The 15,297-nt window shown below is 44.9% G+C and carries 10 protein-coding genes and 1 pseudogene; 2 read left to right on the forward strand and 9 right to left on the reverse strand.

Going from position 1 to position 15,297, the window contains the following annotated elements:
• Positions 1–4 precede the first annotated feature (4 nt).
• Together ROSEINA2194_RS15275 and ROSEINA2194_RS15280 are read left to right on the forward strand one after the other, a co-directional pair.
• Entirely contained in the window at positions 5–4,264 is a 4,260-nt protein-coding gene (locus ROSEINA2194_RS15275; RefSeq protein ID WP_007889445.1) for a 2-hydroxyacyl-CoA dehydratase, read from the forward strand.
• A 118-nt stretch (positions 4,265–4,382) separates the two neighbouring features.
• Positions 4,383–6,074, forward strand: a complete 1,692-nt coding sequence (locus ROSEINA2194_RS15280) for a bifunctional diguanylate cyclase/phosphodiesterase (RefSeq protein ID WP_044928422.1) — start codon at positions 4,383–4,385, stop codon at positions 6,072–6,074.
• Here the strand turns inward: ROSEINA2194_RS15280 and ROSEINA2194_RS15285 are convergent.
• The 9 genes and pseudogenes from ROSEINA2194_RS15285 to ROSEINA2194_RS15325 form a co-directional block, all read right to left on the reverse strand.
• Positions 6,017–7,396: an MATE family efflux transporter gene (locus tag ROSEINA2194_RS15285; RefSeq protein ID WP_007889447.1), complete on the reverse strand. Its 1,380-nt coding sequence runs from the start codon at positions 7,394–7,396 to the stop codon at positions 6,017–6,019. The two genes, ROSEINA2194_RS15280 and ROSEINA2194_RS15285, sit on opposite strands and share 58 nt — an antisense overlap.
• 175 nt (positions 7,397–7,571) lie before the next feature.
• The gene (locus ROSEINA2194_RS15290; RefSeq protein ID WP_044928425.1) at positions 7,572–8,405 is read right to left on the reverse strand and encodes a sigma-70 domain-containing protein; all 834 of its coding nucleotides are present in this window, start codon (positions 8,403–8,405) and stop codon (positions 7,572–7,574) included.
• Between the two features lie 22 nt (positions 8,406–8,427).
• Entirely contained in the window at positions 8,428–8,682 is a 255-nt protein-coding gene (locus ROSEINA2194_RS15295) for a YlmC/YmxH family sporulation protein (protein WP_007889450.1), read from the reverse strand.
• A 50-nt stretch (positions 8,683–8,732) separates the two neighbouring features.
• Positions 8,733–9,833 (reverse strand): redox-regulated ATPase YchF, encoded by a 1,101-nt coding sequence (gene ychF / locus ROSEINA2194_RS15300; protein ID WP_007889452.1) that lies wholly within the window; start codon positions 9,831–9,833, stop codon positions 8,733–8,735.
• A gap of 233 nt (positions 9,834–10,066) precedes the next feature.
• A complete protein-coding gene (locus ROSEINA2194_RS15305; protein WP_007889454.1) occupies positions 10,067–10,717 on the reverse strand; it encodes a thiamine diphosphokinase in 651 nt (216 codons plus the stop codon).
• Position 10,718: 1 nt separating this feature from the next.
• Positions 10,719–11,372 (reverse strand): ribulose-phosphate 3-epimerase, encoded by a 654-nt coding sequence (gene rpe, locus ROSEINA2194_RS15310; protein WP_044928428.1) that lies wholly within the window; start codon positions 11,370–11,372, stop codon positions 10,719–10,721.
• A 66-nt stretch (positions 11,373–11,438) separates the two neighbouring features.
• A pseudogene (gene rsgA, locus ROSEINA2194_RS15315) lies at positions 11,439–12,316 on the reverse strand (ribosome small subunit-dependent GTPase A).
• A 16-nt stretch (positions 12,317–12,332) separates the two neighbouring features.
• On the reverse strand, positions 12,333–14,462 hold the full coding sequence (pknB, locus tag ROSEINA2194_RS15320; RefSeq protein WP_007889462.1) for a Stk1 family PASTA domain-containing Ser/Thr kinase: 2,130 nt from the start codon (positions 14,460–14,462) through the stop codon (positions 12,333–12,335).
• Complete coding sequence (locus ROSEINA2194_RS15325; RefSeq protein WP_007889463.1) at positions 14,456–15,202, reverse strand: Stp1/IreP family PP2C-type Ser/Thr phosphatase; 747 nt, start codon at positions 15,200–15,202, stop codon at positions 14,456–14,458. The genes pknB and ROSEINA2194_RS15325 overlap by 7 nt, the downstream gene beginning before the upstream one ends.
• Positions 15,203–15,297 lie beyond the last annotated feature (95 nt).

Consider the following 15,297-nt stretch of genomic DNA (forward strand, 5'->3'; position numbering starts at 1 on the left):
AGATATGAGTAACAATACACTTCATAAACTTGGTATTGATATTGGTTCCACGACAGTCAAAGTAGCTGTGCTGGATGAGAATGACAACCTGTTATTCTCCGATTACGAGAGACATTTCGCCAATATCCGTGAAACTCTCTCCCTGCTGGTGGAAAAAGCTTATAAACAGCTTGGGGATATGCAGATTGCCCCGATGATCACCGGTTCCGGTGGTCTTACCCTTGCAAAACATTTAGACGTGCCGTTTGTCCAGGAGGTCATCTCCGTATCCACTGCTTTACAGCACTATGCACCACAGACCGATGTTGCCATCGAGCTTGGCGGTGAGGATGCAAAGATCATTTATTTCGAGGGCGGCAATGTGGAACAGCGTATGAACGGTATCTGTGCCGGTGGTACAGGTTCTTTTATCGACCAGATGGCATCCCTCATCCAGACAGATGCGACCGGGCTGAACGAATACGCAAAGAATTATAAGGCAATTTATCCGATCGCCGCCAGATGCGGTGTATTTGCCAAAACAGATATCCAGCCTCTGATCAATGAGGGGGCTACCAGGGAAGACTTATCCGCTTCTATTTTCCAGGCAGTTGTCAACCAGACGATCAGCGGTCTTGCCTGCGGCAAACCGATCCGTGGACACGTTGCTTTCTTAGGAGGTCCCCTGCACTTTTTATCCGAGTTAAAGGCTGCGTTCATCCGTACCTTAAACTTAGACGAGGAGCATGCGATCACTCCTTTGAATTCCCATCTTTTTGCAGCGATCGGTTCTGCGCTGAACTATAAAGAGGACAAAGTAACTACTTTAGCAGGATTACATACAAAACTTCAGTCGGATATCCATATGGAATTCGAAGTTGCAAGACTTGATCCTTTATTCAAAGATCAGGCAGAATACGATGCTTTCCGCACACGCCACGACGGACATCATGTAAAGTCCGCAGATCTGGCTTCTTACGAAGGTAACTGCTACCTTGGTATCGATGCAGGTTCCACCACAACGAAAGTTGCCCTGATCGGTGAGGATGGTTCTCTGCTGTACTCCTTCTACAGCAATAACAACGGAAGCCCGCTCTCTACTGCGATCCGTGCGATCAAGGATATTTATTCCAAACTGCCGGAAAAGGCACACATTGTACACTCCTGCTCCACCGGATATGGTGAGGCGTTACAGAAGGCTGCTCTGAAATTAGATGACGGCGAAGTAGAAACTGTCGCACATTTTTATGCCGCAGCATTCTTTGATCCGGAAGTTGACTGTATCCTCGACATTGGTGGTCAGGATATGAAATGCATTAAGATCAAAAACCAGACCGTTGACAGTGTCCAGTTAAATGAAGCCTGTTCTTCCGGTTGTGGTTCTTTCATTGAGACATTTGCAAAATCCTTGAATTTCTCTGTGCAGGACTTTGCCAGAGAAGCTCTTTTTGCCAAAAATCCGATCGATCTTGGAACCCGCTGTACAGTATTCATGAACTCGAAAGTAAAACAGGCGCAGAAAGAGGGCGCATCCGTCGCTGATATTTCTGCCGGTCTTGCCTACTCAGTCATCAAGAATGCTCTATATAAGGTAATCAAGCTTTCCGATGCAAAAGATCTTGGCCAGAACATTGTGGTACAGGGTGGAACGTTCTACAACGATGCCGTTTTACGAAGTTTTGAAAAAATTGCCGGTGTCCAGTGTATCCGTCCGGATATTGCCGGTATTATGGGAGCTTTCGGTGCTGCCCTGATCGCAAGGGAACGCCATGAGGAAGGTTATCAGACCTCCATGCTCTCCATCGACGAAATCAATGCACTGACTTTTGACACGAAGCTTGCAAGATGTCAGGGATGTACGAACCACTGTCTCTTAACCATCAACCGTTTCTCCGGCAACCGTCAGTATATTACCGGCAACCGCTGTGAGCGTGGTCTTGGAAAAGAGAAGAACAAAGACAACATTCCAAACCTTTTTGAATATAAGAACAAACGTATTTTTGACTATGAACCATTAAGTGCAGAGGAAGCAGCCCGCGGTACCGTCGGCATCCCACGTGTGTTGAATATGTATGAGAACTACCCATTCTGGGCAGTCTTTTTCAAAAAACTAGGTTTCTCCGTGGTACTCTCTCCGTCCTCCACACGTAAGATTTACGAACTTGGTATCGATTCGATCCCATCCGAATCCGAATGTTACCCTGCAAAACTTGCACACGGACATGTGACCTGGCTGATCCATCAGAATGTGGATTTCATTTTCTACCCGTGTATCCCTTACGAGAGAAATGAGTTCCCGGATTCCAACAACCACTATAACTGCCCGATCGTTACTTCTTATGCGGAAAATATTAAAAACAACGTGGATGAGATCACTTCCGGTCAGGTGAAGTTCTTAAATCCATTTATGGCATTCACAAATGAGGACACCTTATCCTCCCAGCTCATCAAGGTATTTGGTTCTTCTGAATTCGGCATTTCCGAAGCGGAGATCCGTGATGCAGTTTCCGAAGGCTGGAAGGAATTAGCTGTTATCCGCATGGAAATGCAGAAAAAAGGTGAAGAAGTATTAAAATATATGGAAGAGACCGGAAAACGCGGTATCGTTCTCGCCGGACGTCCATACCACGTTGACCCGGAGATCAACCACGGTATTCCGGAGCTTATCACTTCCTATGGAATCGCCGTTTTAACAGAAGACTCTGTCTCTCATCTGCATCAGCCGGAGCGTCCGTTGATCGTTATGGATCAGTGGATGTACCACTCCCGCCTGTATGCGGCTGCAAACTTTGTAAAAACAAGAGATGACTTGGATCTGATCCAGTTGAACTCCTTCGGATGTGGTCTTGACGCCGTTACCACCGATCAGGTCAACGATATTCTGACCAGATCAGGCAAAATCTACACCTGTCTGAAGATCGATGAGGTCAACAACTTAGGTGCTGCCAGAATCCGTATCCGTTCACTGATCGCAGCGATCCGCGTCCGCGAGAAAAAGCAGACCAAAAGAACGATCGTGCCTGCAAGTTATGAGCGTGTGGTATTTACGAAGGAGATGCGTGAAAACTACACGATTCTCTGCCCGCAGATGTCACCGATCCATTTTGAATTATTAGAGCCGGCTTTCAATGCTGCCGGATACAATCTGGTCGTACCAGATGTTCCTGCAAGGGAATGTGTCGATGTCGGATTAAAATTCGTCAATAACGATGCCTGTTATCCGTCCCTGATCGTTGTCGGCCAGTTGATGGCTGCCGTAAAATCCGGCAAATACGATATGAATAAGACTGCGATTTTAATCTCCCAGACCGGTGGCGGATGCCGTGCAAGTAACTACATCGGATTCATCCGCCGTGCTCTGGAAAAGGCTGGCTACCCGAATGTTCCGGTTATCTCCATCAACTTGAGCGGTTTAGAGAGCAACCCGGGATTCACTTTCACTCCAAAGCTTATCCAGCACGGACTTTACGCTCTGGAATTTGGTGATATTTTCCTTCGCTGTTTATACGCCACAAGACCTTATGAAGCAGTTCCCGGTTCTGCCAACGAGCTCCATGAAAAATGGAAAAAGAAGATCATTGCATTTATTACACAGGATAAGATTTTATCCCATAAAAAATACAAACAGATGTGCCGTGAGATCATCCGTGACTTTGACAATCTCCCGCGTCTTGATATTAAAAAGCCGCGTGTCGGCATAGTTGGTGAGATTTTGGTGAAATTCCATCCGGCTGCCAACAACTATCTTGCAGACCTGTTAGAATCCGAAGGTGCGGAAGCTGTTGTTCCTGACCTTACCGACTTCCTGCTCTACTGCTTCTACAACACAGGCTTTAAGGCAGACAACCTCGGTTTCAGCCAGAAATCCAAACGTATCGGACGCCTTGGCATCAGGTTCTTTGAGTGGCTGCGCTCTGCTGCGGTTGATGAATTTAAGAAGAGTAAACATTTTACTCCACCTGCACACATTGAGGATCTTGCAAAATATGCAAGGGATATCGTATCCGAAGGTAACCAGACCGGTGAAGGATGGTTCTTAACCGGAGAAATGTTGGAACTGATCCATACCGGCACTCCGAACATTGTCTGCACGCAGCCATTTGCCTGCCTGCCGAACCATGTTGTAGGAAAAGGTGTTATCAAGGAATTGCGTCACCGCTATCCGGATTCCAACATTGTTGCGATCGACTACGATCCGGGTGCAAGTGAGGTAAACCAGTTGAACCGTATTAAACTCATGCTTTCAACAGCAAATAAGAACCTGAAAAAAGATACTATGAATTAATACGAAAAAACTCGAAATTTAATTTGTTTTATGCTATAATCACAAATAGCTTTATTAGTTATTGGTTATGTGTACATTGTGAAAAGACATGCGTGCGTATGTCAATCGGGGAAAACGAATGAAAAACGATAAAACTGACAATCATGAACAGCTTTTCTGGGAAGAGATCGACCAGCTTTTTCCAGATATGATAAAAGCGATCGCCTCTCTTTCCAAAAAATCATATCTTTCCATTACAAACCTTCGGACCGGAATCACCTGGTGGTCCGAACGGGCGATGGATTATTTTGGCATGAAAGAAAATTATACGATCCGCGGCATGGAAAAGGCAAACCGGAAGATCCATCCTGATGATGTTGCCACTTTCAAACGTGGTTTTAAAGAACGGGTTGACGGTAAGAATCTGGATACCGCATGGGAATACCGGATTCAGGATGGCGATTCCTACAACCGTTTCAACGCCATGGCGCGTGTACTTTATGATGAACAAAAGCAGCCTTTTATCATCATTATCCGCTATGATAATTATGGAATTTCTGATGAAGTGGACTCTGTCACAGGTCTCTATACGGAACCGGCACTGAACCGCCATATCACACAATTACTAGATAACACACGTCCTTCCGCACTCTTAAAGATCGGGCTGGATCAGTTCAGTCATATCAATGTCATGTATGGAGCAGCTTTTGCAGATAATATCCTGAACAAAGTGGCACAAAGCCTTTTACACATGGTACGCAATATCGGATATGCCTATCGCCTGTCCGGTGCAAAATTTGTGCTCGTTTTCGACAAAATATCCAAAATAGAACTCCGTGACATCTTCAATTTCATCGAGGATGCACTGGCAAACACCATTACAGTGAATGGAAAACGGATTCCGATCAAGATCTCTGCAGGAGCCATTTTCTTAGAACCCTATATGAAAGAAACGAATGCTGTCCGCAGCCGTCTGACCTATGCGCAGAATCATTCACGCTATGAACATCATAGCGATCTCGTCATTTTTAACGATGAGATCTGTGGCAACAACGAAAAACAGTTTGAGCTGATCGGTCTGATCCACCAGTGTGCGACCAGCCATTTTGAGGGATTCCGCCTGTTCTACCAGCCGATAGCAGACACAAAGACCGGAAAGATCCGTGGCATGGAAGCACTGATACGATGGGAATTAGAGCCCTATGGTCTCATCTCTCCAGGAATATTTATGGAGTGGTTAGAGGAAGATCCATGTATCTTTGACCTCGGCAACTGGATTTTACGCACCGCATTAAAGGATATCGGCAGGATCCGTGATAAGATCCCACACTTTTTCGTAAACGTCAACATCTCTGCCGCTCAATTGTCGCGAAAAGAATTTCGTGACTCTGTCATGACGATTTTAAAAGAAACCGGAGCCAGACCGGAGGAATTGTGTCTGGAACTGACTGAGCGCTGCCGGGATCTCGATGTGACTTTTCTGAAGAATGAAGTCGATTTCTTTCACTCAAAGGGGATTAAAATTGCACTGGATGATTTTGGAACCGGTAACAGCTCCCTAAGCCTTGCTTTGGAATTACCTATTGATGAGCTGAAAGTCGATATGAGTTTTATCAAAGATATTGAACATAAGCCACAGAATCAGGCTATGGTACAGTCGATCGTTGATTACGCAAACCGTACCAATACCGAAACCTGTATCGAGGGAATTGAAAATCAGGAGGTAAGCGACTACATTCATCAATTTGGTGCGACCTGGTATCAGGGTTATTTTTATTCCAAACCTGTTCCGATCGACCAGTTCGAAACATTGCTGGATGTGCCCCACTGAAAAATCTCTTTTTTGCATATGATCCATGAGATCACTGCTGAAACAAATTCCGTGATCCAGAACGCGTGCCATACACCAGCCGCCTGAAAAAGGCGGCTTAAAATAAATGCCAGCGGCAAAATCACCACGATATAACGCAGTAATGAAATGACTAACGATTCCTTCCCTTTTCCAAGCCCCTCCAAAGCGCCGGATACCGTGACGGAAACCGATGACACGATAAATCCTATACTGATGAGCCTGAGTGCCTCCCTGCCTAGCCGGATTGTCTCAGGATTTCCTGTAAACAGACCGATCAGCGCCTGTGGCACTGCCATACAGAGAATCGTACCGATCACCATCACTATTACGATCAGGAACAATGCTGACCGAAAAATCTCTTTCACTCTCTTTGACTCTCCTGCTCCATAATTGTATCCAATCAATGGACGCATCCCCTGTACCACACCATTTCCAGTCAGATACAAAAATGTCTGTAATTTGAAATAAGCACCCAATACAAGAACATAACTTGCAGAATAAACAGCCAGTATCGCATTTAATGCAGACACCTGGACGGAAGGCAGCGCAAGGCTTAACGTTGCAGGGATTCCGATAGAATACACTTTTTTGCAGAGCTGCTTCTCCGGCTTCATATTTCTGACCTTCACTTTGGCAGGAATCGGTTTCCAGTAATATGCGGTCAGATACCCTGCCAGTGACACGATCTGTCCGATTCCGGTTGCAAGTGCCGCTCCCCGGATTCCCATTGCAGGAAAAATCCCAATTCCAAAAATCAGCAGTGGATCAAGCACAATATTGGTCACACAGCCAAGCAGCATACAAAACATAGATGTTTTCATGCGTCCAACTGCCTGAAATATTTTTTCAAAACAAAGCGCTGCCGCATTTGGCACTGCAAATAAAAATACAATATCCGAGTACTGTACCCCCATTCCGATAATTCCGGCCTGTTTTGTAAACATTCCTAAAAAGACCGGCATAACTGCAATACAGATGGCTGCCAGCACCAGACCATGCAGCATATTCAATAACATGCCAATCGATGCTGTTTTATCCGCCAGCTGCTGTTTCTGTGCCCCAAGATAATAAGCCATCGCAGCATTCATTCCGATAGCAAAACCAATGACCACTGCATTGACCAGATTCTGTAACGGAAATACTAACGATAACGCCGTCATCGCATCCTCACTGATCTGCGCTACAAAGTAGCTGTCTATGATATTATATAATGCATTCACTAACATGGAAAATGTCATCGGCAGCGCCATGGAGATCACCAGCGGCATCACCGGTTTTTCTTTCATAAATTCCTGATTCATCTTTTCTTTTTCTCCTCTGTTTTCTTTCTGTCAATCAATCTTACTCGCATACGCTGAAATATCTGTTTTAGCGCAAAAAAATACCACACGACTGTTCACATTCAGTCGTGTGGCGAAAAATAGAGCTTTTTGCTCCAAAAAAGTCCACTCCAATATTGGTTTTGGATTCTATATGCTATTTGTCCTTCTGATCCGCTTTCTGGATCAATAAAAGGATATCAGAAAGTTCCTCTTCTGTCAACTGTGTATATGCTGCAAGTTCCTGTACAGTTGCTTCCCTGCCATTCTCCTCTGCAAGATACTTCTTTGCCTCGTTGACTAATGCCAGCTTACCGACCATAGCCTTCTCATCCTCATCCTCGCCTTCTTCCGCAAGAATGGATGATTTCATGGCTGTCTCCACTGCGCCCTGCAATTCTGCCTCAACATCTGTTTTTTCCTCACATCCGCAAAGTTCTGTCAGTTTTAAAAAAAGTGCCATATTTCCTTCCTGAATGACATCCTCAAAGCCCTCTGAGGTCACTGCAAGCTTTCTGGCGGTCTCTAACACCTTTATCATCCAGCTGTCAGAGATTGGATTGATCACGGACTCATCCCCTGCTAAAAGTTTCTGATACATTTCTTCCTGCTTCTTCCCAGAATATACCGGAAGACTGCTGATCTCCTCCAGATACATCTGAAATACCTTAGTTTCCGGTAAAACATCCGGCTCTGCGTTTTTTTCCTCTTTTTTGTCAGGATCATTCTGCGCCAGCACAGATGCATCTGACGTTTCCTGCCAGTCTGCTGCTTCCTGCTCTCCGCCTTCGTTCTCTTCCGTTTCCTCTTCCGCTTCTTCCTCCTCATGTGGTGTCAGCAGAAACTCTAAAACCATGTTTTCCTGCTGTTCGTTTAACTCCATCTCTTTGAAATAGCTTAAGATCTCTTCTTTTGATAACGGTGTCGCAGAAGTGCGGATAATCTCTGCCACCTCATGGATTGTCTCTGTAAATACACTCTGATCTAACATAGTCTCTCCTGTTTTCTTCTCTTTAAACCTTGTGTTTTGCCTCTTTCTCATCAATATCAACTAAAATAATGTCCGGTCCGATTCTGACGATCTTACACCACGGAATAAACAGTTCGAACTCCCTGCAAAAACAGCCGAACCATTTTCCGGGTCCCGGAACGATCAACGCCCGTATCCTTCCATCACATTCGTCAATATCAAGATCATGGACATTTCCAAGGCATTTGCAGTCACAGACGTTTATCACTTCTTTTTCTGTCAAGTCACAAAAGCGCATACCATTCTCCGAAACATTCCCTCGAAAAATGATATGCGTTTTTTTATCTCTTATACATTAAAGCGGAACAAAATAACGTCTCCGTCTTTGACCACGTACTCTTTTCCTTCCATGCCTACAATTCCTTTTTCACGGGCTGCTGCAAGACTTCCATTATCTAAAAGATCCTGATAATTTACAACCTCAGCCTTGATAAATCCGCGCTCAAAGTCTGTGTGGATCTTACCTGCTGCCTGTGGTGCTTTTGTGCCTTTCTTAATCGTCCAAGCACGGCACTCATCTTCTCCTGCTGTAAGGAAACTGATAAGACCAAGCAGGCTGTAGCTTGCAGCTACCAGTTTATCAAGTCCGCTTGAGGTCACTCCAAGGTCATCTAAATATTCCTTTTTCTCATCTTCATCGAGTTCTGCAAGTTCCTGTTCAATCTGTGCACAGATCACAAATACTTCTGCGCCCTCTTCCTTTGCCATCTCTCTCACTTTTGCAACGTGTGGATTGGATGCCCCGTCATCTGCAAGATCATCCTCTGCAACATTTGCTGCGTAAATGGTCGGTTTTGCAGTCAGAAGGTTATAGCCTTTGAACCAGATTTCCGCATCTTCATCATCCGGCACTTCAAAAGATCTTGCCATCTTACCGGCTTCCAGATGTGCTTTGATTGCCTCTACAAGCTCCAGTTCTTTTGCAAGTGTCTTGTCCATTCTTGCCTGTTTGGAAATCTTTGCAATTCTTCTGTCAAGAATCTCAATATCAGAAAAGATCAGTTCCAGATTGATGGTCTCAATATCTCTTGCCGGATCAATAGATCCATCCACATGGATAATATTGGTATCCTCAAAACAACGTACTACATGTACGATAGCATCCACTTCACGAATGTTTGCAAGAAACTGGTTTCCAAGACCCTCGCCCTTGCTGGCTCCCTTTACAAGTCCTGCAATATCCACAAATTCGATGGTAGCCGGTGTTACCTTCTTGGTATGATAAAGTTCACCGAGTTTTACGATTCTCTCATCCGGTACGGAAACGATTCCGACGTTCGGATCAATCGTTGCGAATGGATAGTTTGCAGATAAAGCACCTGCTTTGGTCAGGGAATTAAATAATGTAGACTTTCCGACGTTTGGAAGTCCGACGATTCCAAGTTTCATATCTTAATATACCTGTCTGAAAATCCTTTGTTTTCAAGGGTTTTCGCCTTTCTATGTTATTTTACTACACCTGATTTTTCTTTCTTTTCAATCTTTGTTTGTAAAATGAATTTCCTTCTGCTTCGCAAGCAAAAAGAGTCTGATACAGTCTTGTATTATACCATATCAGCCTCATTTTTTAAACCTTAAAATCAATTTTTGTTGTTTTATTGTTATCAGCAATCAGGCTATCCTCAGTCTCTCGCCTCGATCACGATCAGTATTCCCTCTTCAAAGGCTATCTCTGCACTTTCTGCAATGATCTCGTTGCTCACACCGAGCGAACAAAAGCCCTTGAAATCATAATGATCCAGAGGATACTTGAAACCGGTCAGCGTAAGACCTTTTACTACGTTCGTATAAGGGATCAGGGATACAAACTTTCCAAACTGTTTTTCCTTCTCAAGCGTGATTCCTGCCCCGATCATGCGGATTCTGTTTCTCTCATCCACAATCTGGATTGGAATATGATTTTGCAGTCCGATCCCCAGAAGTTCAATATTTCCAAGCAGATGATCGATTCTTGTTCCGGTTGCTCCCAGCAGCGTAATTTTCTCTGCTCCAAGCGCAATTGCTTTCCGGATCGCCGATTCCGTGTCCGTATCGTCTTTGACCGGGTTTAACCTGATCCATGAAATATCAGGCTGTCCGCCGAAATAATCTAATGCCTCACTGGATGCTGAATCGAAATCTCCGATGATCCAATCCGGGGTCAACTTATTCCGATAGAAAAAGTTCATCCCGGAATCTGCCGCAATGCAAAGCTCCGGTCTTTCTTTTTCTATGAACTCTTTTGCAAAAATGTCATTGATATATCCGCCTACCACAATGATGCAATGTCTCATACTACTCCTTTAATACATCTAAAAAACGTTCCACATTCTCAGAAATATCGCCCTTGAACACTGCACTGCCAGCCACGATAATGTTGGCACCGGCATCCATGACTTCTGTCACATTTTCAAGGTTCACGCCGCCGTCTACCTCAATGTCGATCTTAAGACCCTTCTCATCGATCATTTTCTTTAACGCCCTAACTTTTTCAACGGTGTAAGGAATCAGCTTCTGTCCTCCAAATCCCGGGTTGACAGACATGATCAGCACCATGTCAACCTTTGGAAGTATCCATTCAATCGCAGACAACGGAGTTGCCGGATTTAATGCCACACCTGCAAGCAGTCCCTTTTCTTTGATTGCCTCAATCGTGCGGTCCAAGTGTTTACACGCCTCGGCGTGTACTGTGATGAGATCCGCTCCCACTTCTGCGAGATCATCAATATATCTTCCCGGTTCCTCGATCATCAGATGCACATCAAAAATACGGTCGCTGCACTCTCTGATACTCTTGATGACCGGCATACCAAATGAAATGCTTGGCACAAACATTCCATCCATCACATCAATATGTACATACTGTGCGCCTGCCTCATCCAACATTCTCACCTGTTCTCCCAGATTTGCAAAATCTGCGGATAAAATGGATGGTGATAAACAATTCATAACTTTTTCCTCCAAAGTAATTTTGAAAACATAATTCTCATGCAAAATGATATTTTAATATCTTTTCTAATATTTTTTTACATCTTTCAATTCTTCATAGAGCAGCTTATAGTTCTCGTAGCGCAATGGGCTGATCTTTCCTTCTGCCAGTGCTTCTTTCACACCGCAGTCCGGCTCGCTGATATGGCTGCATCCCTTGAATCTGCAATATGGCTCATACTCTTTGAATTCCGGATAGAAATTCTGCAGATCTTCTTTCTCAAATCCCGGAATATATAGTGTACTGAATCCCGGTGTATCCATAATGTATGTGTCTGCCGCGATCGGTATGATCTCCGAATGGCGCGTCGTATGCTTTCCACGCTCAATCTTTCTGCTGATACTTCCGGTCTCCATCTGCACATTTGGCTGGAGACGGTTGACCAGTGATGATTTTCCAACGCCGGAAGGTCCCGCGACCGCTGTTGTCTTGCCATCTAACAGTTCATGCAGTTCACGGATTCCTTCTTCTTTTTCCGCGCTGGTATAGAGAACGGAATAGCCACACTTTTTGTATACACCCGCAAATTCCTCAATCGCCTGTTCTTCTAACAGATCTTTTTTGTTAAAACAGATTGTCACAGGAACATCCTGATATTCCATCATGATCAGAAAACGGTCTAACAGATTAAAGTTTGGCTGCGGTTTTGCCGCTGCAAAAATAATCAGCGCCAGATCGATATTCGCAACTGCCGGGCGGATCAGTTCATTTTTCCGCGGCAGGATTTTTTCAATGTTTCCTTTTTTGTTTCTTCGTCAACAATCGCAATCTCCACATCATCTCCGACCAACGGTTTGATCTTCTGATTGCGGAACGCACCTTTTGCCTTACATTCATAAATTCCGGGTTCTCCTACATGAACGTAGTAGAACCCGGAAATTCCTTTTACAATCTTTCCCTGCATATATTACCTTTTGTTATTATTCTGCCTTGAATGAGATTGGAGACACGATCTGGGATGATCCAAGCTGCTGTCCATCTGCTCCAAGCCAGTCAATCTTTAATGAACCGCTGGATGCTAACATTCCGGATTTGGAAATGCTGAGACCTTCCTCCCCGAATAAGGAGATAGACTGGTTCGTCCACTGCTCTAAGATATTACCTGTTCCGTCTGCTCCATCATACAGATAAATATTGGCTGCTGCCACGGATTCATTATTTGGTTTTTTGATGTTCAGATTGATCTTATAAGTGGTAGGCGTTACTTCCTGTGCAGGTTCTGCACCCATACTTACCACAAAATCAACTGCGGTTCCAGCATCCACTGCTGTATCTGCAACCGGACTCTGGGAAATGATCTGTCCGCTTGCCACGCTGTCACTGTAGGCGCTTGACACATTACCAACGGCAAGACCGACATTCTGGATGGCAGATCTTGCTGCATCCTCGGTAAGTCCTGTCACGCCAGGTACTGCTACACTTGTTGCCTCTGCCTGCTCTTCACCACGGCTGATCACGATCTTGACATTGTCCCCTGACTTTGCAAGCGATCCCGCATTTGGGCTCTGTTCGATGACATTTCCCTGTGCGACATCCGCACTGTATGCATAATCTTTTACCGGAGTAAATCCTGAATTTGTCAGTGTATTGTAAGCAGTTGTCTCATCCATGCCTGTCACGGAAGGAACGGAAACCTCTCCTTTTCCGCTGCTTAAGGTAACTTCCACTGTTGTGTTCGCCTCTGCCTTTGTCAGTGCATCCGGTGTCTGGCTTACGATCTGTCCCTCGCCATATTGGTCAGATGCAACGGTTCCCGCATTCTTCTTGATTCCGAGACCTTTTGCATTGAGCTGTTCTTTTGCCTCATCGAAGGTAAGACCTTTCAGATCCGGCACTTCGATTCCGTCTGTCTGGGTTTCGGATGTCTCAGTGTTTGCTTTGTTGGAAGATCCTCCGAATTTAAAATCTCCGAAGAAGCTTACCAGGATAAAAATGATCAGTGCGACAATGATGACACCGGCAGCAATCCCCATGATCGTGATCGCCTTATCCATTTTCGGATTCATCTCTTCGAGATCATCATCATCATATGCCTCTTCGTCATCCTCGTCATCCTCTTCGAAGCGGTCACGCTTTTCAAATTTGTCTCTGTGATTCTGATTATGTGATACAACATCCTCATCGCTGAGATAAATATTGCTTGTTTCCTGTTTGATCTTATTGATCTCTTCTTCCCCGATCACACGTGTCTTCTCCTGGGAAACCGGTGCGATCACAACGAAGTCTTCATTTGGGCTGATCAACGCTTTTCTTAAATCTGCAAGCAGCGCTGTCATGGACTCATAGCGTCTGTCCGGATTCTTCTGCGTACATTTTAAGATGATCTTTTCCATACTGATAGGAAGATTTGGTGCGTAAGCACTTGGTGGAACGATCTCCTCCTGCAGATGCTGGATCGCCACCGCAACGGTCGTATCTCCGTCAAACGGTACTCTTCCGGTCACCATCTCATACATTACGATACCAAGGGAATAAATGTCACTCTTGCCATCCACAAAGCCGTTTCTCGCCTGCTCCGGGGATGCGTAATGAACAGATCCCATCACATCGGAACTGATCGTGTTGGATGTTGCGGCTCTTGCGATACCAAAGTCTGTGACTTTTACTTTTCCCTCTGTGGAGATAATGATGTTCTGCGGCTTGATATCCCGGTGGATAATGCCTTTGTTATGGGCAGCCTCAATACCTCTTCCCACCTGGATTGCAATGCTGACAGCCTCCTTGAATGTGAGCTGTCCTTTTTTCTCAATATAAGTTTTTAAAGTGATTCCTTCCACATACTCCATCACGATGTAATGCATGCCATTTTCGCTGCCTACATCATAGATGTTTACAATATTCGGATGTTCTAATCCGGCCGCCGACTGGGCTTCCGTGCGGAACTTTGTCACAAAATTGACATCCTCCGAAAATTCCGGTTTCAATACTTTAATCGCTACAAAACGTCCAAGTGTATGATCTTTCGCTTTGTATACATCTGACATTCCGCCAGTTCCTATCTTGTTTACGATCTCATAACGATCTCCAACAAACATACCTTCCGTTAACATTCCTTCACCTCATCAGAAAATGGTTCTATCAACACAACCGTAATATTATCTTTTCCGCCATTCTCATTGGCAGTATCTATTAATTTTTCTGCTTTCTCAACAATATCTCTCTGTCCGAGCACGATCTTTTTGATCTCTTCATCCTCGATCATGTTCGTCAGACCATCCGAGCACATTAAAACTGTGTCTCCCGGCTTTAACTCAACCTCAAAAAAATCCACGGACAACTCGGGAACAACGCCCACCGCCCGTGTGATGATGTTCTTATCCGGATGATCTTTCGCATCCGCTTTATCCATCTCTCCTAAACGGACCATCTCTTCTACCAGAGAATGATCCCTTGTGATCTGCCTGATAGCTTCGTGATTTATTAAGTATAAACGACTGTCCCCTACATTGGCAACATGCAGATGATCTCCGATCACTGTGGCAGCTACCACTGTAGTTCCCATTCCTGCCTTGGCGGCATCCCTGCCCGCCTCTTCCAAAAGACCTCTGTTTGCCGCCTCCACAGCTTCCTTCATTGCTGCTACCGGCTCTGTCTGTCCGGATGTTTCAATCGTCTCTACAATCTTTTCTACTGTGAATCTGGAAGCATACTCACCTGCTTTGTGACCGCCCATGCCATCCGCAACCAGAAAAAGGTTCGGCAGCTTTCCTACTGCGTTCTCAGACGTATACATATAATCCTGATTCATCTCACGTCGCCTTCCAATATGTGTCATGGAAAACGTCTTCATTTACCAATTCCTGCCTTTCTTACTGCTACATCTGTGCATTCCATGCGGAATGTTTCATAAACTTCACTTATCATTGTTATCTGCGCGGACTCTGT

It is taken from the genome of Roseburia inulinivorans DSM 16841 (assembly GCF_000174195.1).
Classification (GTDB): Bacteria; Bacillota; Clostridia; order Lachnospirales; family Lachnospiraceae; genus Roseburia; species Roseburia inulinivorans.

Bases quoted from the DNA above. Each gene is read 5' to 3' on its own strand.
- ROSEINA2194_RS15295 (WP_007889450.1), bottom strand. From the start codon at position 8,682: ATGCGCTTTTGTGACTTGACAGAAAAAGAAGTGATAAACGTCTGTGAC.
- pknB (WP_007889462.1), bottom strand. From the start codon at position 14,462: ATGTTAACGGAAGGTATGTTTGTTGGAGATCGTTATGAGATCGTAAAC.
- ROSEINA2194_RS15305 (WP_007889454.1), bottom strand. From the start codon at position 10,717: ATGAGACATTGCATCATTGTGGTAGGCGGATATATCAATGACATTTTT.
- ROSEINA2194_RS15275 (WP_007889445.1), top strand. From the start codon at position 5: ATGAGTAACAATACACTTCATAAACTTGGTATTGATATTGGTTCCACG.
- ROSEINA2194_RS15280 (WP_044928422.1), top strand. From the start codon at position 4,383: ATGAAAAACGATAAAACTGACAATCATGAACAGCTTTTCTGGGAAGAG.
- ROSEINA2194_RS15285 (WP_007889447.1), bottom strand. From the start codon at position 7,396: ATGAATCAGGAATTTATGAAAGAAAAACCGGTGATGCCGCTGGTGATC.
- ROSEINA2194_RS15325 (WP_007889463.1), bottom strand. From the start codon at position 15,202: ATGAAGACGTTTTCCATGACACATATTGGAAGGCGACGTGAGATGAAT.
- rpe (WP_044928428.1), bottom strand. From the start codon at position 11,372: ATGAATTGTTTATCACCATCCATTTTATCCGCAGATTTTGCAAATCTG.
- ROSEINA2194_RS15290 (WP_044928425.1), bottom strand. From the start codon at position 8,405: ATGTTAGATCAGAGTGTATTTACAGAGACAATCCATGAGGTGGCAGAG.
- ychF (WP_007889452.1), bottom strand. From the start codon at position 9,833: ATGAAACTTGGAATCGTCGGACTTCCAAACGTCGGAAAGTCTACATTA.